The sequence below is a fragment of the Bacillus sp. REN10 genome, assembly GCF_016820555.1.
Classification (GTDB): Bacteria; Bacillota; Bacilli; order Bacillales; family Domibacillaceae; genus Bacillus_CE.
Window position 1 is genome coordinate 140,979 of the sequence record NZ_JADHDW010000003.1, and the last position, 25,678, is coordinate 166,656.

Consider the following 25,678-nt stretch of genomic DNA (forward strand, 5'->3'; position numbering starts at 1 on the left):
GAGAGGTACATATGAAAAAAATGACAACTGTCATGGGAGCTGTATTATTAGCTGGCGGCGTGTTAGCAGCATGCTCTGATGCGGATACAACGAAAAGTGGAGAAACTCCTGAGAAGCAAGAAACAGAACAAACAACGGATCAAGCAACGGCTCCTGAGCAAGAAGTGGAAAAAGAAACGAACGCATCTCCAAAAGAAGAGTCGAAAAGCGAACCCGTAGCGGAAGAAGTAGAAGCAACAGGGATTTATAACGGCATGGCGGATCCTCATACAGTGGAAATCAATGTGAATGGGGAAGACAAGGCCTTTCAAATCAACCCTGATGGTGAAGAAGTGAAGAAATTCGAAGCGTTAGAGGCAGGGTCAGAGGTGACTTTTGTTTATAAAACAGAAGGGGAACAAATGACCATCACACAAGTAAAAACGGTAACCACTAAGCAGGACACGGAACAAGAAACATCTGAACCGGAGCAGGGAGAAATGAATGGCCAAACAGCCGTGCAGGAAGTAGAGGCTAAAGGGACTTATAATGGCATGGCGGATCTTCATACAGTGGAAATCAATGTAGATGGGGAAGACAAAGCCTTTCAAATCAACCCTGATGGTGAAGAAGTGAAGAAATTCGAAGCGTTAGAAGAAGGAGCAGAAGTAACCTTTGTTTATAAAACAGAAGGGGAACAAATGACCATCACGCAAGTTAAATAATAAAAAGAAGGCGAAAGAGTAAGGTTCTCTTTCGCCTTCTTTTTTTAAGAGCGAATTTGTCCGCTCCCTTTTACTAATGATTTAACGGTAGTAATCGCTTTAAGTCCCATAGGTCCTCTAGCGTGTAGCTTTTGAGTGCTGATCCCAATTTCAGCTCCTAAGCCAAATTGTTCACCATCTGTAAAGCGAGTTGAAGCGTTATGGTATAGAACAGCTGCATCGATAGCACGGAAAAACCAATCGACATTCTCTTTTGTTTCCGAAATGATAGCTTCAGAATGCTTCGTTCCAAATTGATGAATATGTTTGACCGCTTCTTGTACGTTCGCCACCGTTTTTACAGCGAGAATAGGAGCTAAATATTCGGTACCCCAGTCTTCATCTGTTGCCCCTTTGACAAAAGGAAATTCAGTGGCTAAGTGTTGATCTCCTCGAAGTTCCACCTCTTTTTTATGCAGTGCCTCTAATACAGCTGCGCGATGAGGCCAATCTTGATGAATCAGCAACGTTTCCGCTGCGTTACAAACAGACGGACGCTGTGTTTTCGCATTTACAGCAATATCAATGGCCATTTGCTTGTCCGCACTGTCATCAATGAAAATATGGCAATTTCCAACGCCTGTTTCTAACACAGGAACAGTTGCTTGACGAACAACTGCTTGAATAAGGCCAGCTCCGCCACGGGGAATTAACACATCTAAATATTCATTTAACTGAAACATCTCGGAAGCTGTTTCGCGGCTTGTATCTTCTAACAGCTGAAGCGCATCCTCAGGAATAGGAGACTGCTGCAAGGCGGCCTTCATCACTTTGACTAACGCTTGATTAGAATGAGCAGCAGAAGAGCTTCCTCTTAATAGTACGGCATTTCCTGCTTTTAAGCATAAAGCAGCTGCATCGACGGTTACATTTGGACGAGCCTCGTATACCATCCCAATGACGCCTAGAGGAACGCGGATTGTTTCAATTTTCAAGCCATGAGTGGTTTCATGCTCCTCGACAATTTCTCCTACAGGATCTTTTAGTTGAATGAGCTGGCGGACGCCGTCAGCGATTTGCTGAATCCGCTCCTCACTCAGCTGTAAGCGATCTAAAATATTAGGAGAGAAACCTGCTTTTACGCCGTTCTCCATATCCTTTGCATTTTCCTGCAAAATAAAATTAGATTGTTCGATTAGCCCCTCGGCTATTTTTTCTAGTCCTTGATTCTTTTCGTGTTCAGACAGCAAGCTCATTTGCAGGGAGGCTGCTTTTAGTAGTTTTGCTTTTTCAATTAATTCACTCATGTTTTTTCTCCTATCTATTATTTATTTAATGAAGTTAGTAGTGACCCAGTTGTCGCGGTGAATCACTTCGGCCCGCTCATTAATCGAGTACACTTTGGCTTCTGAACTGGATAAACCTTTAATTTTGTCAAGGTCGACGGAAGAATAGAATACTTGTCCTCTGCCAATGATTTCTCGTTTGCGATTTAAGACATTGACGACATCCATTGGATGAAATAAGCCTTCTACTGATAATATACCGGCTGGCAGCAAGCTCTTTCCTTTAGAGAGAAGGGCGGTTTCCGCTCCTTCATCAATGATAATAGTTCCAGAGGTTTTCGCATGGTGAGCTATCCACTGTTTTTTCATTTGCATATGCGATTTAAAAGGAGAGCCAATATAGGTTCCGCTGCCTTTGCCTTCAAGGATGTCTAGTAATTTATCCACTCCTTTTCCAGTTCCGACAAATACAGGGACACCAAGGGACAGTGCTTTTTCAGCGGCGATTAGCTTTGACTTCATTCCGCCTGTACCCACTGATGAACCACTGTCTCCAGCGTAACTGAGCAGCTCTTCTGTGACTTCAGGAATAAAGTGAAATCTTTTTGCTTCCGGATTAGAATTTGGGTTACTGTCATATAAGCCATCAATATCGGTTAAAATGATTAAAGCATCCGCTTGAACAAAGCCGCTGACAAGCGCCGATAACAGATCATTGTCACCATAAGTAAGCTCCTCGATAGAAATACAGTCATTCTCGTTAATAATCGGGATGGCCCCTGCTCGTAATAGCTCAGACATCGCTGTATAAAAATTTTGAAAGCGGCCGCGGTTGTAAAAGTCTTCTCTCGTCAACAGCATTTGAGCAACGGCTAGATGAAAAGTCGAAAACAACGAGATATATTTTTGAATCAGTAAGCTTTGACCCACAGCAGCTGATGCTTGTTTCGCCGCGACGGTTTTGGGGCGCGATGTATAGCCTAATGATTGGAATCCGGCAGCTACAGCCCCAGAAGAAACGATAATGACTTCATGGCCTTTTTGTTTCATCTTGGCGATGGCTTCCACGTGGTCCCAAACTTTTTCTTCAACAATGTTTCCTTGCTCATCGGTTAATGAGCTGCTTCCAATTTTCACAACTACTCGGTATTTCTTCACAACAAATCATCCTTTTATCAAATTTGGCTAGGTGCAAATGTTTGGCCTAGAAAATGAAAAAAAGCATGCCCCTCCTATCCATAAAAGGACGGAGGGCATGCTGATCCGCGGTACCACCTTTTTTGGCGCAAATTGCGCCCGCTCGATCCCGTAACGAGGGAGACGGCCTATGTTTCCATAAGCGATATTACAAAGGGCAGGTTCAATTGCTTCCTGCGAGGAGCCTTACAGCCGGCGGACCCCACTCTCTGGCGCATTTCACAAATTTACTAATCCCTTTATCGTTCAAGTATTCATAATTATTACAATTATCTATAGATTTTCTGATTTGTCAAGAGCATATGGATTAAACATTTTCTAAATCAACCTCTTGATCTTTAAGCAAGTCGAGAAAATGCTTTAAAATTCTAGCTGTTAACCCCCAAATAATTTTGTCTTCATAAAAATAAAAATACTCTTCCATTTTTCGCGGCCGCCAATTGTAGTTTTCTCCTCCAATAATGAGATCAAAAGGAAAATTTTCTTCCGGCTCTACTTTGAAATGGATATGATGTTTTTTAGGCGAATGCTGAAGCAAGTAATCAAGAGGCACAGTAAATAATTGTTCCACTTCATCTTGATTTGGCTTTAGTGTCGATTCTGGTAATAAGCAACCGGCAAATGGGTAAATCATCGTGCCAAACGGAGAGACGATAAAGTCCAGTGAAAATACTTGAGTAATGTCAGAAGGATTAATACCCAGTTCTTCCGATGTTTCACGAATGGCTGTATGAAACTCACTTTTATCAAATTTTTCAATTCTTCCACCCGGAAAGCACACTTCACCTGGCTGATTTCTCATTTGCAGAGAGCGGACTTGGAACAATATATGAATCTCGCCTTCTTTTTCTACGAGCGGAAGGAGGACAGCATATTTAGAGAAGTGCTCACTGCCTAAAATGGTCGGTGTTCGCTGATGGAATTGTTTCAACAGCTGATCTGTTTTCATACGTTTCCTCTTTTCTTTCACCATTTCTATTATTATAAAACAATTGCATACATTTGTGAAAAAAATGAGACGTTCCCAAATGCTCTATACGAAAAGAAGAAGAGCCGGTAAAGAAACAGACAGCTAGAGAAGGAGATCTCTAGCTGTCTGTTTACCATAACGTACTGTCTGAATAGCCGCATTTTTGACATACTCTGACAAAAGCCTTCTTTTCAAACTGATGAACACAATTTTGTTGCAGCGAAGACAGTTCTTGTTTTAACTGGCTCACTTTTTGTTCTAATGTCATAATTTCACTTTTTAATTGTGTAGCTTTGGCGGTGTTCATTGATAAATCTCTGCTCCTGATTGACGGAATTCATCGGCTTTTTCTTTTAACCCTTTTTCCACTTCCATTTCACGGATGTGGTGTGAAATTTTCATGCTACAAAATTTAGGTCCGCACATCGAGCAAAAGTGAGCTGTTTTTGCTCCTTCTGCTGGCAGTGTTTCATCATGGTATTCAAGTGCGCGTTCCGGATCCAACGAAAGATTAAATTGATCGTGCCAGCGAAATTCAAAACGGGCTTTAGACAGCGCGTCATCCCGTAAGTGAGCTTGTGGATGGCCTTTCGCGAGATCGGCTGCATGGGCGGCGATTTTATAAGCAATTACACCCTCTCGCACATCCTCTTTATTCGGAAGCCCTAAATGCTCTTTCGGTGTGACATAACAAAGCATTGCCGTCCCATAGGTAGCAATCATCGCTGCACCGATGGCGGAGGTGATATGATCATATCCCGGGGCAATATCGGTTGTTAATGGACCAAGTGTATAAAAGGGAGCCTCCATACACATCTCTAACTGCTTATCCATATTTTCTTTAATTTTATGCATCGGTACATGTCCAGGCCCTTCAATCATTACTTGTACATCATGTTTCCAAGCAATTTTAGTTAGCTCTCCTAATGTTTGAAGCTCGGCAAATTGTGCTTCATCATTCGCATCGGCAATGGAGCCAGGTCGCAGGCCATCTCCTAATGAGAAAGCGACGTCATACGTTTTCATAATTTCACAGATTTCTTCAAAATGCGTATATAAAAAGTTTTCCTGATGATGAGCTAGGCACCACTGAGCCATAATCGAGCCTCCGCGAGAAACGATGCCTGTCGTTCGTTTCGCCGTCAATGGAATATAGGGGAGACGAACACCAGCATGAATCGTAAAGTAATCAACACCTTGTTCCGCTTGCTCGATCAATGTGTCACGAAACACTTCCCAATTTAAATCTTCGGCGATGCCGTTTACTTTCTCTAACGCTTGATAGATAGGGACTGTACCAACAGGAACCGGACAATTACGAATAATCCATTCTCTTGTCGTATGGATATTCTTTCCGGTCGAAAGATCCATCATCGTATCTGCTCCCCAACGAATCGCCCAAGTCATTTTTTCGACCTCTTCATAAATAGAGGAAGTCACAGCTGAATTTCCGATGTTCGCATTGATTTTTACATGAAAAGCGCGTCCGATAATCATAGGTTCGCTTTCTGGATGATTAATATTTGCTGGGATAATCGCTCGGCCTTCCGCGATTTCCTTCCGAACAAACTCCGCATCCATTCCTTCTCTAATAGCGATAAACTCCATTTCAGGTGTGATGATTCCTCGGCGGGCATAGTGAAGCTGGGTCACATTTTGTCCTGTTTTAGCTCGTCGTGGCTTTCTTGTTAAGCCTTTAAACAGAAGCGACTGATCTTGTTGTTTTGTTTTAAACCCATTGTCTTCAGGACGCACAGTACGGCCTGTGTATTCTTCTGTATCATTACGCTCTGCAATCCATTGATCACGAACCGCAGGCAACCCGTTTTCAATTCGAATATTTACCTCATCATCTGTATAATAACCACTTGTATCATACACTCGAAGGGAAGGATTTGGCTCTTCCTTTGTTGAGGTGATCGTCGGCGATAAGGTAATTTCACGAAAAGGCACCTTCATATCAGCTCTAGATCCCTCCACATATACTTTTTTGCTATTTGGAAAACGGTGCATTAAATTCAACTTTTCATCTGGTCTTTGTTCTTTCATCATTTTTCCTCCTTTGTTAACAAAAGGACGAAATCCGATTCTACCCATGCATGAAAAAACCGAGCCCTATAAATAGACGGACCCGGTTAATGATCAGTTAAATAGCATAAAAACACAAGCTAATAAACAGATATAAACTTCCCCACGCTGGTATGAACCAGATCAGGTCCTGAGGGTTAAGAAACTTCTTTGCGTCTCTCTCTCAGCCCAAGCTTAGTGGACACCCCTAGTTTGCAACATATTCAATTTACTCCTTCACTCTATACCAATTTTAATGCATTGTAAAGAAAAAATTCCAAAATATACAATGAGCTGGTATAATGTTCTGTAAAATTTGGAGGTGCTTTCATTGAACCCATTATTAATCGATTTTCCAACTGAATTTTTTACTGACAGATTGCATATTCGTCTGCCTTTACCGGGAGATGGAAAAGCAGTATATGAAGCCATTCAAGCTTCGTTGCATGAAATGAAGCCATGGCTGCCGTTTGTTCATGATGAGCAATCGCTTGAAGGAGCAGAAGCGAACGTGAGAGAAGCCTATGCAAAATTTATCGCTCGTGAAGATTTAAGGTTGCATATTTTTGATAAAGAAACGGGGCAGTTCATCGGTTCTTCCGGCTTGCATCGGATCGATTGGAAGGTTCGCAAATTTGAAATTGGCTATTGGGTCAACACGAAATTTTCAGGGCGTGGCTATATGACAGAAGCAGTGGAAGCAATCACTGCTTTTGCTTTTGAACATTTACAAGCTAATCGAGTAGAGATCAGATGCGATACTAACAATAAAAGAAGCCGTGCTATTGCTGAAAAACTGCAATTTACTCTTGAGGGTGTATTAAGAAAAGAGCAGTTATCAGCGGATAGCACTCAAATAAGAGACATGTGCATTTATGCTCGAATAAGTAAATAAAAAAGCTGCTTTCAAAATCATTACGATTCATGTCTTTCTCTTGTCTATCGAGATTATTGTCGGAAAAACTCATCATTTGTTGAACGGTTTTTGCTGAAAAAATAAGAATATTTCGACATAGTTATAAAGAGGGAGAGGATTTTTTGTGAATAATAAAGCGCTAATAAATAGAATGAATGATCGAAATATAGAATGGTTTTGGGAGCATAGCTCAGATCTAGTTTTTTCAATGAATGCGGAGGGGATTCTTTTAACAGGGAACCCTGTATTTATCGAAATGACTGGGTTAAATCCGAAAAGTGAAACGCTCTCAATATTCGACCTTTGGAACAGCAAACCGCACAAAAAAATCATGGAACTCATGAATCAAGCGGTAGAAAGTGCTAGCTCTATTTCCGCTAATGCAAGAATTCTTCATCGAACAGGTACTTTATTTGTTTATAAATGGAGCATGATGTACGATTCGCAAAGCAAGTTGTTTTATGTAATAGGTCAAAAGTTATCTGAAGTAACTGGTTGTTTAGGATGGTGTGATGCCTTTTTAACCACTACGAATGATCCTGTTTATATATTAAACCGTGAAGGTAAAATCATGAAGGTCAATGAAGCATTCGAACGAGTATACGGCTGGAGTTTAGATGAATTGGTTGGGACAGAAGTACCAACTATTCCTTACCATTTAAGAGGGGAACGCCAAATGTTTTCAGACATGCTTCAAAGAGGCGAAGCGGTTCGCAACCATAAGACGATTCGCCAAAAAAAGGATAAATCCCTTATACATGCGGTCGTTTCAGCTACTCCTGTACTTGATATTCACGGCGAGATGGTTGCTGTTGTAGGAGTTAGCCGAAATATTACCGATAAAGTGGAAGCAGCGCTCTTATTAGATCAAAAAGTGAAAGAGTTAAAGGAACATGAAGTGAAGTTTTTGGAGATTTCCGAAAATATAAATGAGATTTTTTGCGTGTTTGATTTTTCATTAAAAAAAGTAGTGTACATGAGTCCCTCTTATGAGAGAATACTTGGGCATTCGAAAGAAGATTTCTATAAAAATTTCAACAGTATTTATCAATTTATTCATGAAGAGGATAGAGAGATATTTAAACAATTTCTAAAGTCAGCTAATACAGACTCGGAAGTAGAATATCGGATTTTCGATAAGGATGGTACTGTAAAGTGGTTTCGATCGAGAAAAACCCCTATTAAAGATATTCAATATCTTCATCGGATGGTGACGGTGACGCAAGATATTTCCAGTTTAAAAGAAAAAGAGCTATTGCTAAATAAACAAGATAAGCTAGGGGCAATTGGTCAATTAGCAGCAGGAATTGCCCATGAAGTGAGAAATCCTTTAACAGCGATCAAAGGGTTTACGCAATTATGGGGGCAAGAAACTCATAATAAATATAGTGAGATTATATTATCTGAGCTCGAGCGAATTGAGTCTATTATGCAGGAATTTTTAATGTTAGCTAAGCCGAATCAAGAAACTAAGTTCGAAGTGTATAATATTAATCAGTTAGTCAATGAAACCATTGATTTTATGCATCCGGAAGCACTGCTACATAAAGTGGAACTGATGACCGATATTTTTGAAGAATTACCGCTTGTTAAATTAGAGAAAAAACAAATAAAACAAGTGATGATTAACTTGATCAAAAATGCGATCGATTCCATGCCAAATGGCGGAAATTTATTGGTGAAAACAAAACGATTAGGAAATGAATATGTATGTATCGAGGTCATTGACGAAGGCATTGGTATTTCACCAGATCGCATTCCGCGACTTGGTGAACCTTTTTATTCTAATAAGGAAAAGGGAACCGGTTTAGGGCTGATGGTTAGTTTTAAAATTATTGAGCATCATAAAGGGAAGATTTTATTTGAAAGTGAAGAAGAAAAAGGGACAAAAGTTTTAGTTTGCCTCCCCGTCAAACTAGAGTAGCTGAAAAATAAACATAATCAACTCTCGGGATTGTTAAATTGACTGGCAATCCTATTTTTTTGTTTAATTTTATTAAAATACACTATGTGCAAAATTCAAGTAAATTTTAAAAATTTTTAAGCATCTAAAGATACAAAAGATCGTAGTCAAATCAGCACGTTTTTCATCTTTTAAAATAATATTTTTGTAAAATTTTATTTTTTTTGAAATTACCTATTGTGTAAAGATTCTAAAAAATTGTAATATAATAAGTATATATTTATTCATTGGTGATTTTTTCTAAACAAAATCTTTATTCAGCAAGGAGTTATGCAAAATGACAGAGCAAACCATTCAAGTTCAATTAAGTACTGAAAAAAAACAAAAACCAGTATCCGATCAATTAGGATTTGGAAAAATATTTACTGATCATATGTTTGTGATGGATTATACAGCAGGAAAGGGTTGGCATGATCCTCGAATTATTCCGTATCAGCCACTTATGTTAGATCCTGCTTCGATGATTTTTCACTATGGACAAACGGTATTTGAAGGATTAAAAGCGTATGTAACAAATGACAATCGGATTTTATTATTCCGTCCGGAAAGAAATATGCAAAGATTAAATCGTTCAAATGATCGATTATGTATTCCGGCTTTTGATGAGGAGTTGGCCTTAGAAGCATTAAAACAATTAATTTTAATTGATAAAGAGTGGATCCCTAAGGCAGAGGGAACATCACTTTACATTCGTCCCTTTATTATTGCGACAGAACCTTTCCTTGGAGTCCATGCATCAAGCCGTTATCAATTTATTATCATTCTTTCACCGGTAGGTCTATACTACAAAGAGGGAATTCAACCAGTGAAAATTTTAGTAGAAAACGAGTATGTTCGTGCGGTAGCTGGTGGAACGGGTGAAGCAAAGACAGCAGGAAACTATGCTTCAAGTTTGAAAGCACAAGAAGTAGCCAGTCAAAAAGAATATTCTCAAGTATTGTGGTTAGACGGGGTAGAGAAGAAATATATTGAAGAAGTCGGCAGCATGAACGTGTTCTTTAAAATTAACGGGGAAGTAGTGACACCGGCTTTGAATGGAAGCATTTTAGAAGGGGTAACACGCAACTCAGTTATTCAGCTGTTAAAACATTGGGGTGTACCAGTTTCAGAACGTAGAGTTTCCATGCAAGAAGTGTATGATGCCTATAAAGCCGGACAATTAGAAGAAGCGTTCGGTACCGGAACAGCTGCTGTCATTTCTCCTATTGGAGAATTCTTCTGGAAAGATGAAAAGCTTGTAATTAATGAAGGCGAGACAGGAGAAATCTCTAAGCGTTTGTACAAAACGATTACAGGCATTCAAAATGGAACAGAGCCAGATCCGTTCGGTTGGGTAGTAGAAGTTGACCAAAAATCTGTTGCCAAATAAAATGAAACTTTAATCAGTGGGGGATGAAGCCCCCACTGATTAAAGTTGAACCAATCGAGCGTTTACAGGCTGTTGTTAATACGGGATAAATCATCAAAAGGCGTCTACTTGCATAAACAGCCCAAAAATCTAATAGAGAATATTTACTTGTGTACCAATAGGCACGGTTTTTGCTAATTGTTCTACGTCGTGATTGTACATGCGAATGCAGCCTTTAGACACGTATTTTCCAATAGAAGCTGGATTATTCGTTCCGTGAATCCCATAAGATTTTTTTGATAAACTCATCCACATCGTGCCGTATGGGCCACCTGGATTGGGGGACTTATTAATAATGACAAATGATCCTACAGGTGTTCGGGTGAGCATTTTTCCGACACCTACTGGATAAACTTTTAAGACCCTTCCTTGGTGCGTTAAAGTCAAGGTGCGAGCAGACAAAGAAACAGAAATTTGATAAGGAATCGTTTCAGGAGAAGGTACTCCTGGGATCACAATTTTTTGTCCAACGTGAATTCCATTTTGTCCGATCCCTGGGTTCGCTTTAATTAGTCTCGACAAGGAGACTCGATAATCTTCGGAAATAGATTTCAATGTTTCGCCTGCTTTTACTGTATGAAACATGAGGATGACACCACCTTTACAAGTAACCAAATGTCATAAATGGAGAATGAAGCGCCTTTTTCATTGATATGTCATTTGTTTATGATTTAGCCTAATAAAAAAGGAGGAACTCATGTCCGCTGATCAGCGATCTTTATTCAAAAATCCTTTTGTCCGCGTGATTCTTGCTTCGGCTCTTTTTCTTCAGATCGGCATTTGGATTCGTAATTTTGCAGTGTTGCTTTTTGTAATGGAACAGACGAAAGGAGACCCTTTTGCTGTATCTATGATTTCTGTGGCAGAATTTGCCCCTATTTTTATTTTTTCTTTTATCGGTGGAACATTTGCCGATCGCTGGCGTCCGAAAAGAACGATGATTTGGTGTGATCTCCTAAGTGCTTTATCAGTATTTGCTGTTTTATTAGCATTAACGGTCAGCACTTGGAAAATGGTATTTCTAGCCATGCTTATCTCGTCTATTCTTTCGCAGTTTTCACAGCCTTCTGGTATGAAGTTGTTTAAAATGCATTTAACAGAGTCGCTCGTGCAAGCGGCGATGTCTATTTATCAGACAATCTTTGCTGTGTTTATGATTTTAGGTCCAGCGCTTGGAACAGTTATTTATCAGAATTTTGGAATCTACACTTCTATTTTATTGACAGGAGTAGCATTTTTACTTTCAGCTCTTATGTTAGTATTTATTCCAGCGGACCAAGTGATTGATCGCTCGCAAGCATCAACAACGCTGTTACAAGAAATGAAAAGTGGGATTCAGTACGTATGGCGAAAGAAAATGCTGAAACTATTAGGTGTTTGCTTTATAGCAGCTGGTCTTGGTATCGGGTTGATCCAGCCATTAAATATTTTCCTTGTCATTGAAAGGTTGGGGCTAGAAAAAGAGAATTTGCAATGGCTATTAATGGTTAACGGTGTTGGGATGATTGTTGGTGGAGCATTAGCCATGGCATTTTCTCAAAAGCTTCTTCCTCAAAGAATGTTACTGCTAGGGATGCTGATGAATGCTGCCGGAATTAGTGTGATTGGTATATCTACTAATTTATGGATCACATTAGGAGCTGAATTTATAAGCGGGTTGTTTATGCCTTGTATTCAAATTGGCATCAATACGATGATCCTGCAAAACACAGAAGGAAGTTTTATTGGCCGGGTCAATGGCATTCTCACACCACTCTTTACGGGAGCGATGGTTGTAACGATGAGCATCGCAGGCAAGCTACTTGAAATATTCAATATTGTTTCTTTATATGAAACAGCTGCTTTGTTGTTTATCGTCGGTTTATTATTCATTCTACCTTTGTATTCCATGCAAAAAGAAAGAAGTTCAAATACTGCTTCATCCGAGTCGGTTCATTAATTAACACTTTATTTGTATCAAACCAATGAAAAAGGAATGTTTTCGTTCCTTTTTCATTGGAAAGATGATGCCATGTACGAATCTATCATCCAACTATGCTGAATTAACTCATCGTTTTCTTTTGTTAAAAGAAGCTGAATGAACTCCTCAACAACAGGGGGAAGATAGCGGTTTTTGATTGTCATTAAATAAATGGTTCGAAAAATAGACTCATCTTGAATCGATTTATAAATAATGTCATCGCTTCGATAGCTTTTGATTGAATTGATTGGAAGCAAGGCAATTCCAACGTTCTGCTCAATTAAACGGCAAGCCATTTCGAACCGTTCAATTTCAAATTGGACTTTTAAAGGCAAGTTGTGACGCTGAAACATTTGCAGCAAATTATCTCTCGTCTGCAATCCGTGGGTACTAACAATAAAAGCTTCTGATGCTAAGTCCTCTAAGTAAATCTGCTGATAATGAGCTAATGGATGACTTTTATTCATAGCGACAACTAGAGGCTCGGAATATAGCTCTTGCACATGAATTAAATCTGATTTAATTTTATGATTCGAAATCACAAAATGTACATCCAGCCGATTTAAGGCTTGAATAATGCTATCTGGCGTGAGCATTTCTTTTAATTCCACTTTTAATTTAGGATGCTGCTTCGTATAGTCTGCCACCATTTTAGGAAGCCAATTTCGAACAGATTCAATTAAACCAATCGATAATTTGCCTTCCCCCATTTGTTGAATTTCCTCAATTTCCATCTCCACGTTATGCACGTGCTGAATGATCTCTAACGCTCGATTGTAAAAACGTTTTCCGGGTTCTGTTAATTCGATCCCTTTAGCTGTTCTTTCAAATAATGAAAATTTTAATTCTTCTTCTAATTTTTTTATAGAGTGACTAAGAGAAGGTTGAGAAATGTGTAGAAGAATAGCTGCTTTTGAAATGCTTTGTTCCTGTGCCGTTACAACAAAATACTGCAATTTACGAAAATCCATAAAATTCTCCTTTTCGTTAGGTATAGAAAAAAACTATATTAGTATCGAAATGTAGTATTAGAATATATATATTATATTTTGTATACTATACTATGGCAAACGCTTACAGCAAGAATAAATAAGGAGTGTTTATATGGAGTTTAACCAAGTAACTAGTTTATTTTTGGCCGTATTAGTATTTATGATCGGTTCTTTTTTAATTAAAAAAATACCAATATTCGATAGATTTTGCATACCAGCTCCGGTGGTTGGAGGTTTATTCTTTGCTATTTTAGTTGCAATCTTAAACAAATTTAACATTGTAGCGATTACGATGGATACGTCATTGCAAAGTTTATTTATGTTAGCCTTCTTCACAACGGTTGGTTTAGGAGCAAGTACAGCTTTAATTAAAATTGGCGGAAAATTGTTGCTGATTTATTGGGGCATGTGTACCATCCTTGCTTTGATGCAAAATGTCATCGGTATTTCTTTATCTAAGTTAATGGATATTAACCCGTTAATTGGTATTTTATGTGGAGCTGTTTCTATGTCAGGTGGTCACGGCGGAGCAGCTGCGTACGGTGGGACGATGGAAGAGCTTGGATTTTCTGCAGCGACAACGATTGGAGTGGCGGCAGCTACATTAGGTCTCGTATGCGGCGGCTTAGTTGGCGGACCAATTGCAGGCTACTTAATGAAAAAATATAATTTGAAATCCAATACGGACAAAGTAAATAAACTGGAACAACCCAAAAAAGATCATTTTGTGCGATTAAGTGATGAAAAGACATGGATGCGTCAAATGTTTCTAGTCACATTCTGTATGGCTCTTGGCTCTTATTTAGGTGAATTATTTGCGAGCACAACAGGTTTAACATTGCCTGGTTATGTTGGAGGAATGATTGTAGCAGTCATCGTTCGCTTTATTATTGATAAAGTGAATGAAGATTTCATCAATATGCCGACTGTACAAATCATTGGGGATATTTCTTTAAATATTTTCTTAGCGATGGCGTTAATGAGTATTAAGCTTTGGGAAATTGCAGATCTTGCGTTACCGATGTTGCTCATTATTGCGGTACAAGTTCTATTTATTACACTGTTTGCTGTATTTGTTGTTTTCCGCGTCCTTGGAAAAAATTACGATGCGGCTGTGATGATCAGCGGAATGCTAGGACATGGGCTTGGTGCGACTCCGAATGCGATGGCCAATATGTCAGCTGTGACAGCAAAATTTGGACCATCAAGAAATGCCTTTTTGATCGTACCGATCGCCGGGTCGTTCTTAATTGATCTTGTATCAATGCCAATTATTTTAACAAGTATTGAATTATTTAAGTAATAAGAAAACCTGCAGTCTAGATCTGCAGGTTTTTCTATTTTAAAAAGCGCATCGATATCCTCTAAATTGTTTTTCAAGTATGGCCCCAAGTTGAAATAATGCTTGTTCATTTCCATTTTTGCTGACAAGCTGAATCGCTATCGGCATGCCGTCCGAATCTTCCCCTACAGGTATAGTTAAAGCAGGGAGTCCCCAAACATTAGCATACGCAATATAAGGCATGTATTTTAAAAATGTTTTTCTTATAGAGAAAATTTCTTTATAAACGATAGAGTGAGGTGGTGCTGCCTGGTGGTAAACGGGCATGATGAAGATTGTCTGATCTAAGTATTCCTCTAATATTAAGTCTCCTTTTTTCAATATTTGCTCTATCTTCTTCACCCGCTTACGAGAAGGGCGGAATAACTTAGCACCGATAATGGCCCAGGTGAGGTAATAGTGCAAGTCTGATGTTTTCATACTTCGTTCTTTTAAAAATTCTACTACCGTATGAGGCTTTTGATCATGAAAAGCTACTGCTTCAATTCCTTTGCCCCCATCAACAGCCATCATTTCCTGCCACAGAAGAGTAGATTCATGAAAAAATGGTGGTACACAACGTTTAGTTGAAAACCGCTCCTGAAGAAACGTTTCCACTTGTTTAAGTAATTGATCTGTTTCTTTTGATAATTGCCTATGATGTTTTGTCTCTAGAAACTCTAAATGAAAATTGTTTATTCTTTTTTCCTCTATTTCATGCTTGGCTATAATGGAATAGAGCAGTTCCATATCACGGACGGATTTGCCCATCGGTCCAATTCCGATCATTCGCTCTTGAAAGGGGTGAGAAACAAACGGAAAGTGACCCTCCTGCGACACTTGAAATTTTCCAGGTTTGAAGCCAAGCACTCCGTTAAAATGACTCGGGAAACGAATTGAACCGCCGATATCTGACCCGATTCCTGCGGTAGCTCCGCCCGCTGCCAATAAAGCCCCTTCACCGCCGCTAGAGCCGCCTGCTGTTCTCGACTCATCCCATGGATTATTCGTTCGTCCGTATAATTTATTATCGGTTTCTTGGCAAAAGCAAAGAGTTGGAGTATTCGTTTTTCCAAGAATGATTGCCCCTTCTGCTCTTAACTTAGCAACTGCCTCGGCATCTTCATACTCGACCTGCTGTTTTCGATACAGTAATCCACCGGTTGTTTTCATTCCTGCCACATGAAGCGATTCCTTTATACTGATCGGCACCCCATAAAGAGCGCCTTTGTTCTTTTCTACTTGAAGCTGTTCGTCTTTTCGTTTCGCTTCCTCTAAAGCTTCTGAAAATCGTTCTTCTACAACAGCATTAATTGCAGGATTTACTGTTTCAATGTGGTCGATATAAGCTCGGACGGCCGATGTGCAAGTGATTTCTTTTGTGCGAATTTTTTCGGCAAGTACGGATGCCTCCATGGGTATAATCGTTGAAGCCAGTTGCGATTCATTGCAAGCTTGATCAGCTGTTTTCATAAAATCCCTCCAATATATTGAAAATTTCAAAAAAATCTTTCTCTTATTATATGTCTATTCATCTGCTAATCGTACTGTTATGATCGAAAAAATTATGCTATATTATATCAATATACGTCCACTAGGGGTGTCGATTGACTGAGAGAGGATTCTTCCTCAACTCTTTGAACCTGAACTGGGTCATGCCAGCGTAGGGAAGTGCGGACAAGTGCCATTATTTGAGCATTCTTATCGGTTAAATACCGGCACGTGCACCCCCTGGATAAAAAAGAAAGGGGATTTTGTTATGGACAGAAACAAGCTAGTGACAATGATTGAAATCGCGGTCATGGCTGGTTTAGCACAAATTTTAAGTTTATTTAAATTTGGTGCGTTGTGGGCCTATGGAGGTTCGATTTCTCTTGTGATGGTTCCGATCTTTTTAATGGCCTATCGCCGCGGATTAAAAGCAGGCATTGTAACGGGGCTAATTGTTGGACTATTAGGGCTCATTTTAGGTGGTACGATTGTTCATCCTATACAGCTAGCGCTTGATTATCCGCTGGCCTATGCTGTGCTTGGTTTAGCGGGAGTGATGGCAGCCGCATCAGAAATGAATGTCAATCGAATAATAAGCGGATTGATGCTTGGTACATTTCTGCGATTAGCCTGTCATTTTATTTCTGGAGTTGTTTGGTTTGGTCAATATGCTCCGGATGGATGGCCTGTCGTTTTGTATTCAATCGCCTATAATGCCTCTTATTTAATTCCGGAGATGCTGATTACAGCGCTCGTTCTTGTGTTTCTTTATAAAACCTCACCAAGCTTTTTTAAACAGTCAACTTCATCGGTACAGAGTGTGACCGGTGTGAAAATGTAATGGTAGAAGGCCTAGATCTCAATATGTGATCTAGGCCTTTTTATGTGATGAAGAAACATCGCCAGTTTTGTTTGCTGAAAATTCTCTTGGTTTCTTTACAATGAATTAAAAATTGAGATAACAGATTTTACATTTGTTTAATATTGGCTTTATTTTTGAATTCTATAATTCTACTTGTAAAACAAAACAAAACAAAAATCAGGAGGATGAACATGCGCGTAAATCTGTCGGTTTTTAAACTTTCTTGTATTGGGTTGTTGTCAATTCCTTTAATGTTTGGATGTTCAGGAGAAACAGAGAAGACAGCTTCATCAGAAAAGAATTATAGCGAGTTATCAGTTGAAGAAGTGGAAAAAAAGGCAAAAGAAGAAGGGGAAGTGAACTCCGTTGGGATGCCTGATACATGGGCGAACTGGGTAGGCACTTGGGAAGATTTAAACAAAAAATATGGCTTGAAACACACAGATACGGATATGTCGAGTGCGGAGGAGCTGGCGAAATTTGAATCAGAAAAAGAAAATGCTACTGCGGATATTGGAGATGTTGGCGTAGCATTTGGGCCCATCGCAGAAGAGAAAGAATTAACGCTTCCATATAAAACATCTTATTGGGATGAGATTCCTGAATGGGCAAAAGATGATAATGGAGATTGGATTGTTGGATACACAGGAACGATTGCCTTCATTAGTGACAAAACCAAGGTGAAGGAAATTCCGAAGTCATGGAAGGAACTAAAAGAAAGCAAGTATTCAGTGACCATCAGTGACGTACCAACGGCGAATCAAGGACAATTTTCTGTATTGGCCGCCGCTTATGCGAATGGTGGAGATGAAAAAAATATTGAGCCAGGATTGAATTATTTTGCGGACTTAGCGAAAGAAGGACGACTTGGCGGGGGAGATGTCAGTGTCGCTTCTTTAGAGAAGGGGGAAGTAGAAGTCGCCATTGTATGGGATTTTAACGCCTTAAACTACCGTGATCAAATTGATCCAGAGCGGTTTGATGTCATTATTCCAGAAGAAACATCCGTGATGTCAGGGTATGCGACGGTCATTAATAAATATGCTAAACATCCTCACGCGGCGATGCTTGCACGTGAATATATTTTATCCGATGAAGGTCAAGTGAACTTAGCGGAAGGATATGCGCGTCCGATTCGTGAGAAAGCGGAACTGCCGGAAGAGGTAAAAGCGAAATTATTACCAGATGAGATGTATAACAATGTTCGCCCAGTCGAAGACGACAAAGCTTGGGAGGAAACAACGAAACAATTACCTCAATTATGGGAAGAAAAGGTGTTAGTACATGCAAAATAAATTGATTTTCATTACAATAGACGGCCTCAGATTTGATACGGCCGTCTCACAAATGGGCTATATAAATCACCTTGTTGAAAAAGGCCAGGCAGCACGGTATAAAGTACAATCCGAGCTTCCGAGCATGTCTCGTCCTCTTTATGAAGTATTGTTGACAGGGACGCCTGCTTATCAAAACGGGATTACGCATAATGGAGTCGTGCGGTTATCTCATGAAAAAAGTTTATTCCATTTAACGAAGGAACAAGGCAGAACCAATGCGACAGCTTCTTACTATTGGGTTAGTGAGTTGTATAGCCGTGCCCCATTTCTTCCAGAGAGAGATCGATTTCAGTTTGCAGGTTCTCATGCGATCGAAAAAGGAATTTTTTACTGGGAAGATCATTATCCAGATAGTCATTTATTTGCGGATGCCAATTATTTGTTACATACGTACCACCCCGATTTTTTGTATGTCCATTCGATGAATGTCGATGATGATGGACATACATTCACGTCTGAGTCCAAACAGTATCGGGAAAGAGCCATTCATACAGATATCATCTTAGCGCATACACTGCCCAAATGGCTAGATGAAGGCTATCAAGTGATCGTAACAGCCGATCATGGCATGAATGCGGATGGATTGCATGGCGGAACCACTTTTGAGGAACGTTCTGTGCCACTATATATCATCAGTGAAAAGGTGAAGCCGCAAATTGTACAGGAAGAAATTCCGCAGCTTCAATTGGCTCCTTTGGCTTGTCACTTATTAAATATTCAACCTTCATCGGCGATGCAGCCTTTAACCATTCCAGGTGTAGCCGTGGCGTCTGAATAAGACGCCTTTTTGTGAGAAAGGAGCGACCAGAGTGAAACGTATAAATGGAATGTTAGTTGCTAGTCTAGTGCCATTTTGTTTATTGATTTTATGTTTTTTGTTCATCCCTTTTATTTCGATGATTTTAGCTAGTTTCCAAAGCAGTACAGGGGACGGATTTTCTCTCGATCAATATAAAGAAGTGGTGAGCAGTGTTTATTATCATAAGGCATTTAAAAACAGTATTCTAATTTCATTTGTGTCTAGTTTAGTTGCGATTATGGTTGGTGTATTTACTTCATACGCTATTACATTATTCCCTTCTAAAATCCAAGAAAGAATATTAGTGATTACGAATCTTACATCTAACTTCGCAGGTGTTCCGTTAGCCTTTGCCTTTGTTGTTTTGATCGGGAATAGCGGGGTCTTCACTTTACTATTGCATAAGTATGGAATTAATTTACTAGAAACATTTCATCTTTATTCATGGTCTGGGCTGGTTTTAATCTATATTTATTTTCAGCTGCCGCTTTGTATCATGTTTTTATATCCGGTGTTTTCTGGCATTCAAGGGCAATGGAAAGAGGCGGCTTCTTTGCTTGGAGCATCCACCACTCAGTTTTGGCTCAAGATCGGTTTGCCTTTTATGCTGCCGAGCTTAGCCGGAACCTTTAGTATTTTGTTTGCGAATGCGATGGGCGCCTATGCCTCTGTTTTTGCTTTAACAGGCAGTTCATACAACTTAGTGACGATTCGAATCGGTGCTCTTGTTTCAGGTGATATTTTTGCGCGTCCAGAACTCGGAAGCGCCTTGGCTATTCTTCTAGGGTTGATTCTTGTCATAGCTATGTTAATGAATGAATGGTTCACTCGAAAAGTTCGGAGGGATTTATCTTGAAAAAGCCGCTTCTTCCTATGATGATGGCTGGTATTGCGTCTTTCTATTTAGTGCTGCCGCTGTTAGCTACTTTGCTCTATTCTTTTGCTACGGATTGGAACGCCACCATTTTGCCAGAAGGGTACACGTTACAATGGTATCAGACATTGTTTCAAGATATTCGCTTTTTCGAAGCGTTAGGACGTTCCTTATGGTTGTCACTAATCTCTACTTTTCTTGGTCTTGTAATTATTGTTCCAACCGTGTTTAGTATCGTCGTGTATGCCCCTAAATTGGAGAGATTTATACAAGTATTAGTGATTATGACATATGCCATGCCCGGTGTCATTCTCGCTGTAGGATTAATTAGAACGTATTCAGATACGAGCCTTTCCATGATTTTTGTGATTATAGGAGCCTATTTCGTTAGTATTTTACCTTTCATGTATCAAGGCACTCGAAATAGTTTGCGAACCATTCACGCCACATCGTTAATGGAGGCAGCAGAATTGCTAGGAGCCAATCGATGGATGGCGTTCCGATCAGTCATTATTCCCAATATCCTATCAGGTTTACTTGTTTCTTCATTATTATCATTCTCTATTTTGTTTGGAGAATTTGTCCTCATCAATTTAGTGCTTGGTGGCCGATTTGAAACGGTTCAAATGTTTTTATATCAACAGCTAAGTAAAAGTGGGCATATAGCGAGTGCGATTGTTGTTTGTTATTTCCTGTTAATGTGTATCGTCTCGTTAACTATTATCCAACTCACTAAAGTCAAAAAGGAGAAGGTGTAACAAATGAGTTATATCACGATTCAAAACATCCATAAATCATTTCACAATAAAACCGTTCTTCAGTCTTTGAATCTTACACTTGAAGAAGGAGAATTTGTTACATTATTGGGACCGAGCGGATGCGGAAAAAGTACGTTATTGCGAATACTTGCTGGCTTGACTGCACCGGATACCGGAGTCATTATGATGGATGGAAAAGAGATCACCAATGTGAAAGCGAAAGACAGAAATGTCGGGATGGTTTTTCAGTCTTATGCTTTATTTCCTAATATGACGGTCGAAGAAAATATCGCATTTGGTTTAAAAATACAAAAAGCCAATAAAGAGATCATCAGGCAAAAAGTGAAGCGATTAATTGAGATGGTCGGTCTCGAAGGAAAGGAAACATCGTATCCAAGAGAATTATCAGGAGGCCAGCAGCAAAGAGTGGCTTTGGCTCGTGCATTAATCGTCGAACCGAAAGTACTCCTGCTGGATGAACCGTTAAGTGCCTTGGATGCTCAAATACGAAAAAATTTGCAAAAACTACTTCGTCACATCCAACAAGAGTTAAATATGACGACGATTCTGGTAACACACGACCAAGAAGAAGCGATGGCCATGAGTGATCGCATCTTTCTATTAAACAATGGACAAATCGTTCAAAGCGGCACGCCTCATTCGATCTATACACAGCCTAAAAATGAATTCGCCGCTAGATTCATTGGCAATTATAATATTTTAACTGGACAACAGTTACATATGTTGATCGAGGGTGAGCATTTTTCTCCTCGAAAAAAATATGCCATTCGACCGGAAGCTTTTTCTTTGAATTCAATGCCGGGGGGATTTGTTACTCACGGAAAAGTGGTGGACATTCAATTGCTTGGAAACATAGCTCGCTATGAACTGGAGAGTGGAAGCTTGACCTATATGGCTGATTTTTTACATCAATCGAATGAGCTAGATCGCATCAATGAAGAAGTCACTCTATATATCCATAAAGGGGATGTGATTGAATTGTCATGAGTACATTACAGAAGGAACGATATGTTTATATGCTGAAAGAGCTTGAACGTGTCGGAAAAATTATGGTCGTTGAAATGGCTCATCAATTGCAAGTAACGCCAGAGACAATTCGAAAAGATTTGGATGTGTTAGAAAAGGAAAAAAAGTTAAAACGAGTTCATGGCGGAGCCGTTAAATATGGGCAAACAAGGAAAGAAGCTCATTTTAACAAAAAAATGAATGATCAATACCATCAAAAAAGAGAAATTGGCAAAAAAGCAGCGGAAATGATTGAGGATAATGATACGATTATGATCGATGTAGGCACAACGACTGTTCATATTCCTGAACATATTGTTGGTGTGCAGCGAGTGACAGTGGTGACCAATTCTTTAGCAGCAGCGGATCTATTAAATAAACAAATCGAGCATCGCTTTTTTGACGGCAAGGTCATTGTGCTTGGCGGGATTGCTAATCCTGAACAAAAGTCTGTCGCTGGTACATTAACATGTAATATGTTGGAACACTTCCAATTCGATAAAGTGTTTATTTCTTGCGGAGGAATGACGCCTCAAGATGTTAGTGACTTTGATCTAGAGGAATCAATCGCTTCTGCTCAAATGTTGAAGCAAGCGAATAAAGTCATCTTGTTGGCCGACTCTTCCAAATTAGGAAATAAATCATTCTATAAAATTTGTCCGACTAAAGAGATTCATTCAATTATTTGCGATCAAGCGATGCCAGCGGAGTGGAAACATCATAAAAATTTACAACATATTAAATGGATTGAAGCAAAAGGCAGGGGAGTAATATGAAAATAGATTATCATGTTCACTTAGAAGAAGGACCCTATTCTTTACGGTGGTTAGAACGAACGAATCAAGCGATCTCGCATTTTAAGAAAGAGCAGCCACTGAAACATACAAAAGAATGGCTCAGTTCTAGTATGGCTCAGTTGAATGTAAGGCTAGAAACAGGTGCTTATTCCAAGGAGTGGCTTCGCTTTTACTTAAAAAAAGCAAAAGAACGAGGGATTCAAGAAGTAGGCATTGTCGATCACCTGTACCGATTTAAAGATGCACGTCCTTACTTTGAAACCTATATGACAATGGATGAAACGGAATTAGGGAAGAAGCAACGAATTTGGTTGGATCAAGTGATGACGGAAGACATTGAGGAATTTGTACATACGATCGAAGAAGCAAAATCAGAGTGGGCACAAGAAGGTATCGCTTTAAGATTAGGGGTTGAAGCAGATTATTTTCCAGGGGGGGAACAGTGGTTAAAGTCTTATTTAGATCTCTATCCGTGGGATTATATCATTGGATCGACTCACTTTGTGGAAGGGTGGGGCTTTGATAACCCGGAGACAAAAGAAACATTTACAAAAGGCTCATTAATACAGTTGTATGAAACATTCTTCGGAGCGGTGGAGCAGTCGATTCGTTCGGGTTTATTTGATATTGTGGCTCATTTAGATAATTTAAAAGTATTCAATTATCGACCGCACGAAACAGACTTGCTTCCATTTTATGAACGGATTGCTCAAGCATTAATCGAGGTAGATACAGCCACAGAGATCAATTCTGGCTTATATTATCGCTATCCTGTAAAAGAGATGTGTCCAAGTCCAACCTTCTTATCTGTTTTAGTTCAGCATGGAGTGACATTTACAACCTCGTCTGATTCCCATTTTCCAGATGATGTAGGCTCTTATATTGACGAAGGCCAAAAAATGCTAGTGCAATATGGAGTAAAAGAACTATGTACGTTTCAGCAACGTCAAAGAATCATGAAGCCAATCATTTAATGAAAGGAACCTTTGGATGCCTGTCGCAGCTAAAGGTTCTTTGCTTTTCATAAAAATGATATAATGGGAGACTATCTAATAGGATAAGGAGACGAATAAAGATTGAGGAAATTAGTTTCTTGGAATGTAAATGGCTTGCGGGCTTGTGTGAAAAAAGGATTTTTAGATTATTTTAAGGAAACAAATGCGGATATTTTCTGTCTGCAGGAAACAAAATTGCAAGCGGGACAAATTGATTTAGAGCTTGAAGGGTATGAGCAATATTGGAATTATGCTGAAAAGAAAGGGTATTCCGGAACAGCGGTATTTACGAAACAGCGGCCTTTGTCCGTGTCGTACGGCGTTGGAGAGGATAAAGACGAAGCGGAAGGTAGAATTATCACTTTAGAATTTGAGTCATTTTATCTTGTGAATGTGTATACGCCTAATGCGAAACGAGATCTTTCAAGATTGGTGGAAAGATTAGAGTGGGAAGATCGGATGCGGGTATATTTGCAACAGTTAGATCTAGTAAAGCCGGTCATTTTGTGCGGAGATTTAAATGTGGCGCATCAAGAAATTGATTTGAAAAATTATAAAACGAATCGGGGAAATTCCGGTTTTACGGACGCCGAGCGAGAGAAGATGACGAAGCTGCTTGAATCTGGTTTTGTTGATAGCTTCAGATATTTTTATCCAGACAAGACAGACGCTTATACGTGGTGGTCTTATATGAGTAAGGTGAGAGAAAAAAATATTGGCTGGCGGATTGATTATTTTATTGTGTCCGAGCGACTAACTTCTAAATTACACAATGCTTCCATTCATCCGCATGTATTTGGCAGTGACCATTGTCCAGTTGTCTTGGAGTTCCAATGAAATAGTCCCCTTTAGAAAGGGGACTATTTCATTGGAAATGCGAACCTAGCCGCAAGCTCAGGGTGATCAATAAAAGGGTTGCGGTTTCCTTGAATGCGATAAATGGCTCGATTTCGATGTTTTTCATAAATGGTCACTGGAAATTGTTCGTGCCAGTTTATTAAGAGAGAAAGATTGATTTGTTTTAAAAAGGACTTTCGAATTGTATTAGGGTAACGCAACAAAAAGTAAAGCATCGCCCGGGCAACGGTACCTTTTCCATTCTCAGGTTCAAATCCGCCATTTACGGCCACGCCGCAACGGTTTTGGATTCGTTCCTTCGGTGATTCGGGCTGGTAAAAGGAAAAATCGACATAAGGAAAGTTAGAGCGAGCGGTGTTGCAATCTGGCTGACAGACGAATAAATGATGCAAATCCCCTTTCATCGGTTCTTTGCCTCCAAACCAAGACTGAGGAACGACATGCTCCGTATTAAACTTTAACTGAGCATCAATGCTTTGGATTTTTGTATCGATCGCAAGGCCAAACCTTTTAGAACAGTTGAGTAAAATTTGAAATTCTACATATCTTTTTTTAATAGTTTCATAGTCTTCTTCTAACATCGTTTGCGGATCTTTATTTTCACCCGAGTAAATACTTTTGACGGATCCGTCCGGCTGTAAATCGACCCATGTATATAAATAGTGGTCTTTGCTTAAAAAATAGGGAATTTGCCATTTATGAGTGCGGGTCACTAATTGATGATATTGATGAAAAAGGGCATGTCCGTCACCTGAGCGGGAAGCTACTGAACGATAGTAGCGACGGATATCCCGTTCGTCTATTTTTTCACGGTAATAAAGATGCTCATCCTTCTTGATTTTTCCTTTATTCTCTTTTAATTTAGTGAGCGGTACGTGAACGTCCTTTTGGTACCAATTCTGTAATTCAGTCAAGCTCTCCCGTAAGGTTACATGGTTTTCCATATGATCGCCTCAATTGTATAGATTGCCTATTATTTTATCACAATGTTTACTAGACATCATGTCAGACAAGTTGCTACGAGCAGATTACACCCTAAATTAGACATCCCCCTCCAAATTTCTTACACTAAATCCAAACAGTATCATTCTTGGACAATTGATGAGTAAAGGAGCTTC

General features: G+C 39.5%; 24 protein-coding genes and 2 riboswitches. Of the genes, 15 read left to right on the forward strand and 9 right to left on the reverse strand.

What is annotated here, in order from left to right; genetic code table 11:
* The first annotated feature begins 11 nt into the window (after positions 1-11).
* Positions 12-704, forward strand: a complete 693-nt coding sequence (locus IRB43_RS06135; RefSeq protein WP_203362567.1) for a hypothetical protein — start codon at positions 12-14, stop codon at positions 702-704.
* Between the two features lie 44 nt (positions 705-748).
* Here IRB43_RS06135 and IRB43_RS06140 read toward each other — a convergent pair whose 3' ends face one another.
* The 5 genes from IRB43_RS06140 to thiC form a co-directional block, all read right to left on the reverse strand.
* Entirely contained in the window at positions 749-1,990 is a 1,242-nt protein-coding gene (locus IRB43_RS06140; RefSeq protein WP_203362568.1) for a glutamate-5-semialdehyde dehydrogenase, read from the reverse strand.
* A 21-nt stretch (positions 1,991-2,011) separates the two neighbouring features.
* On the reverse strand, positions 2,012-3,127 hold the full coding sequence (gene proB, locus IRB43_RS06145) for a glutamate 5-kinase (RefSeq protein WP_203362569.1): 1,116 nt from the start codon (positions 3,125-3,127) through the stop codon (positions 2,012-2,014).
* A gap of 346 nt (positions 3,128-3,473) precedes the next feature.
* The gene (locus IRB43_RS06150; protein ID WP_203362570.1) at positions 3,474-4,115 is read right to left on the reverse strand and encodes an NUDIX hydrolase; all 642 of its coding nucleotides are present in this window, start codon (positions 4,113-4,115) and stop codon (positions 3,474-3,476) included.
* Between the two features lie 151 nt (positions 4,116-4,266).
* A complete protein-coding gene (locus tag IRB43_RS06155) occupies positions 4,267-4,443 on the reverse strand; it encodes a hypothetical protein (RefSeq protein ID WP_203362571.1) in 177 nt (58 codons plus the stop codon).
* On the reverse strand, positions 4,440-6,185 hold the full coding sequence (gene thiC / locus IRB43_RS06160) for a phosphomethylpyrimidine synthase ThiC (protein WP_203362572.1): 1,746 nt from the start codon (positions 6,183-6,185) through the stop codon (positions 4,440-4,442). The genes IRB43_RS06155 and thiC overlap by 4 nt, the downstream gene beginning before the upstream one ends.
* 122 nt (positions 6,186-6,307) lie before the next feature.
* Positions 6,308-6,423: riboswitch (TPP riboswitch) on the reverse strand.
* Positions 6,424-6,525: 102 nt separating this feature from the next.
* On the opposite strand from thiC, the gene IRB43_RS06165 reads away from it, so the two are divergent.
* From IRB43_RS06165 to IRB43_RS06175, 3 genes are all read left to right on the forward strand, one after another.
* Positions 6,526-7,098: a GNAT family N-acetyltransferase gene (locus IRB43_RS06165; RefSeq protein WP_203362573.1), complete on the forward strand. Its 573-nt coding sequence runs from the start codon at positions 6,526-6,528 to the stop codon at positions 7,096-7,098.
* A gap of 145 nt (positions 7,099-7,243) precedes the next feature.
* Complete coding sequence (locus IRB43_RS06170) at positions 7,244-9,043, forward strand: PAS domain S-box protein (RefSeq protein ID WP_203362574.1); 1,800 nt, start codon at positions 7,244-7,246, stop codon at positions 9,041-9,043.
* A 316-nt stretch (positions 9,044-9,359) separates the two neighbouring features.
* Complete coding sequence (locus tag IRB43_RS06175; protein WP_203362575.1) at positions 9,360-10,451, forward strand: branched-chain amino acid aminotransferase; 1,092 nt, start codon at positions 9,360-9,362, stop codon at positions 10,449-10,451.
* A gap of 129 nt (positions 10,452-10,580) precedes the next feature.
* On the opposite strand, the gene IRB43_RS06180 is transcribed toward IRB43_RS06175, so the two are convergent.
* On the reverse strand, positions 10,581-11,075 hold the full coding sequence (locus IRB43_RS06180) for a L,D-transpeptidase family protein (protein WP_203362576.1): 495 nt from the start codon (positions 11,073-11,075) through the stop codon (positions 10,581-10,583).
* A gap of 112 nt (positions 11,076-11,187) precedes the next feature.
* On the opposite strand from IRB43_RS06180, the gene IRB43_RS06185 reads away from it, so the two are divergent.
* A complete protein-coding gene (locus IRB43_RS06185; protein WP_203362577.1) occupies positions 11,188-12,429 on the forward strand; it encodes an MFS transporter in 1,242 nt (413 codons plus the stop codon).
* 53 nt (positions 12,430-12,482) lie between these two features.
* On the opposite strand, the gene IRB43_RS06190 is transcribed toward IRB43_RS06185, so the two are convergent.
* The gene (locus tag IRB43_RS06190) at positions 12,483-13,421 is read right to left on the reverse strand and encodes a LysR family transcriptional regulator (protein WP_203362578.1); all 939 of its coding nucleotides are present in this window, start codon (positions 13,419-13,421) and stop codon (positions 12,483-12,485) included.
* Between the two features lie 133 nt (positions 13,422-13,554).
* On the opposite strand from IRB43_RS06190, the gene gltS reads away from it, so the two are divergent.
* Positions 13,555-14,745 (forward strand): sodium/glutamate symporter, encoded by a 1,191-nt coding sequence (gene gltS, locus IRB43_RS06195; protein WP_203362579.1) that lies wholly within the window; start codon positions 13,555-13,557, stop codon positions 14,743-14,745.
* Between the two features lie 39 nt (positions 14,746-14,784).
* On the opposite strand, the gene IRB43_RS06200 is transcribed toward gltS, so the two are convergent.
* Positions 14,785-16,236, reverse strand: a complete 1,452-nt coding sequence (locus IRB43_RS06200; RefSeq protein WP_238941850.1) for an amidase — start codon at positions 16,234-16,236, stop codon at positions 14,785-14,787.
* A 113-nt stretch (positions 16,237-16,349) separates the two neighbouring features.
* Positions 16,350-16,450: riboswitch (TPP riboswitch) on the forward strand.
* Between the two features lie 72 nt (positions 16,451-16,522).
* On the opposite strand from IRB43_RS06200, the gene thiT reads away from it, so the two are divergent.
* From thiT to IRB43_RS06245, 9 genes are all read left to right on the forward strand, one after another.
* On the forward strand, positions 16,523-17,095 hold the full coding sequence (gene thiT, locus IRB43_RS06205; protein ID WP_203362580.1) for an energy-coupled thiamine transporter ThiT: 573 nt from the start codon (positions 16,523-16,525) through the stop codon (positions 17,093-17,095).
* Positions 17,096-17,307: 212 nt separating this feature from the next.
* Positions 17,308-18,411, forward strand: a complete 1,104-nt coding sequence (locus IRB43_RS06210; RefSeq protein ID WP_203362581.1) for an ABC transporter substrate-binding protein — start codon at positions 17,308-17,310, stop codon at positions 18,409-18,411.
* Complete coding sequence (locus IRB43_RS06215) at positions 18,401-19,231, forward strand: alkaline phosphatase family protein (protein ID WP_203362582.1); 831 nt, start codon at positions 18,401-18,403, stop codon at positions 19,229-19,231. The genes IRB43_RS06210 and IRB43_RS06215 overlap by 11 nt, the downstream gene beginning before the upstream one ends.
* A 31-nt stretch (positions 19,232-19,262) precedes the next feature.
* Positions 19,263-20,108, forward strand: coding sequence for an ABC transporter permease (locus IRB43_RS06220; RefSeq protein ID WP_481748118.1), 846 nt, complete (start codon positions 19,263-19,265; stop codon positions 20,106-20,108).
* Positions 20,105-20,884, forward strand: a complete 780-nt coding sequence (locus tag IRB43_RS06225) for an ABC transporter permease (RefSeq protein WP_481748119.1) — start codon at positions 20,105-20,107, stop codon at positions 20,882-20,884. Before IRB43_RS06220 ends, IRB43_RS06225 begins: the two co-directional genes overlap by 4 nt.
* A gap of 3 nt (positions 20,885-20,887) precedes the next feature.
* A complete protein-coding gene (locus IRB43_RS06230) occupies positions 20,888-21,892 on the forward strand; it encodes an ABC transporter ATP-binding protein (RefSeq protein ID WP_203362583.1) in 1,005 nt (334 codons plus the stop codon).
* On the forward strand, positions 21,889-22,686 hold the full coding sequence (locus tag IRB43_RS06235) for a DeoR/GlpR family DNA-binding transcription regulator (RefSeq protein ID WP_203362584.1): 798 nt from the start codon (positions 21,889-21,891) through the stop codon (positions 22,684-22,686). The genes IRB43_RS06230 and IRB43_RS06235 overlap by 4 nt, the downstream gene beginning before the upstream one ends.
* Positions 22,683-23,681, forward strand: a complete 999-nt coding sequence (locus IRB43_RS06240; RefSeq protein ID WP_203362585.1) for a histidinol phosphate phosphatase domain-containing protein — start codon at positions 22,683-22,685, stop codon at positions 23,679-23,681. Before IRB43_RS06235 ends, IRB43_RS06240 begins: the two co-directional genes overlap by 4 nt.
* Positions 23,682-23,783: 102 nt before the next feature.
* Positions 23,784-24,539: an exodeoxyribonuclease III gene (locus tag IRB43_RS06245; protein WP_203362586.1), complete on the forward strand. Its 756-nt coding sequence runs from the start codon at positions 23,784-23,786 to the stop codon at positions 24,537-24,539.
* Positions 24,540-24,562: 23 nt separating this feature from the next.
* Here the strand turns inward: IRB43_RS06245 and IRB43_RS06250 are convergent, their stop codons facing one another.
* Positions 24,563-25,504, reverse strand: a complete 942-nt coding sequence (locus IRB43_RS06250) for an endonuclease I family protein (protein WP_203362587.1) — start codon at positions 25,502-25,504, stop codon at positions 24,563-24,565.
* Positions 25,505-25,678 lie beyond the last annotated feature (174 nt).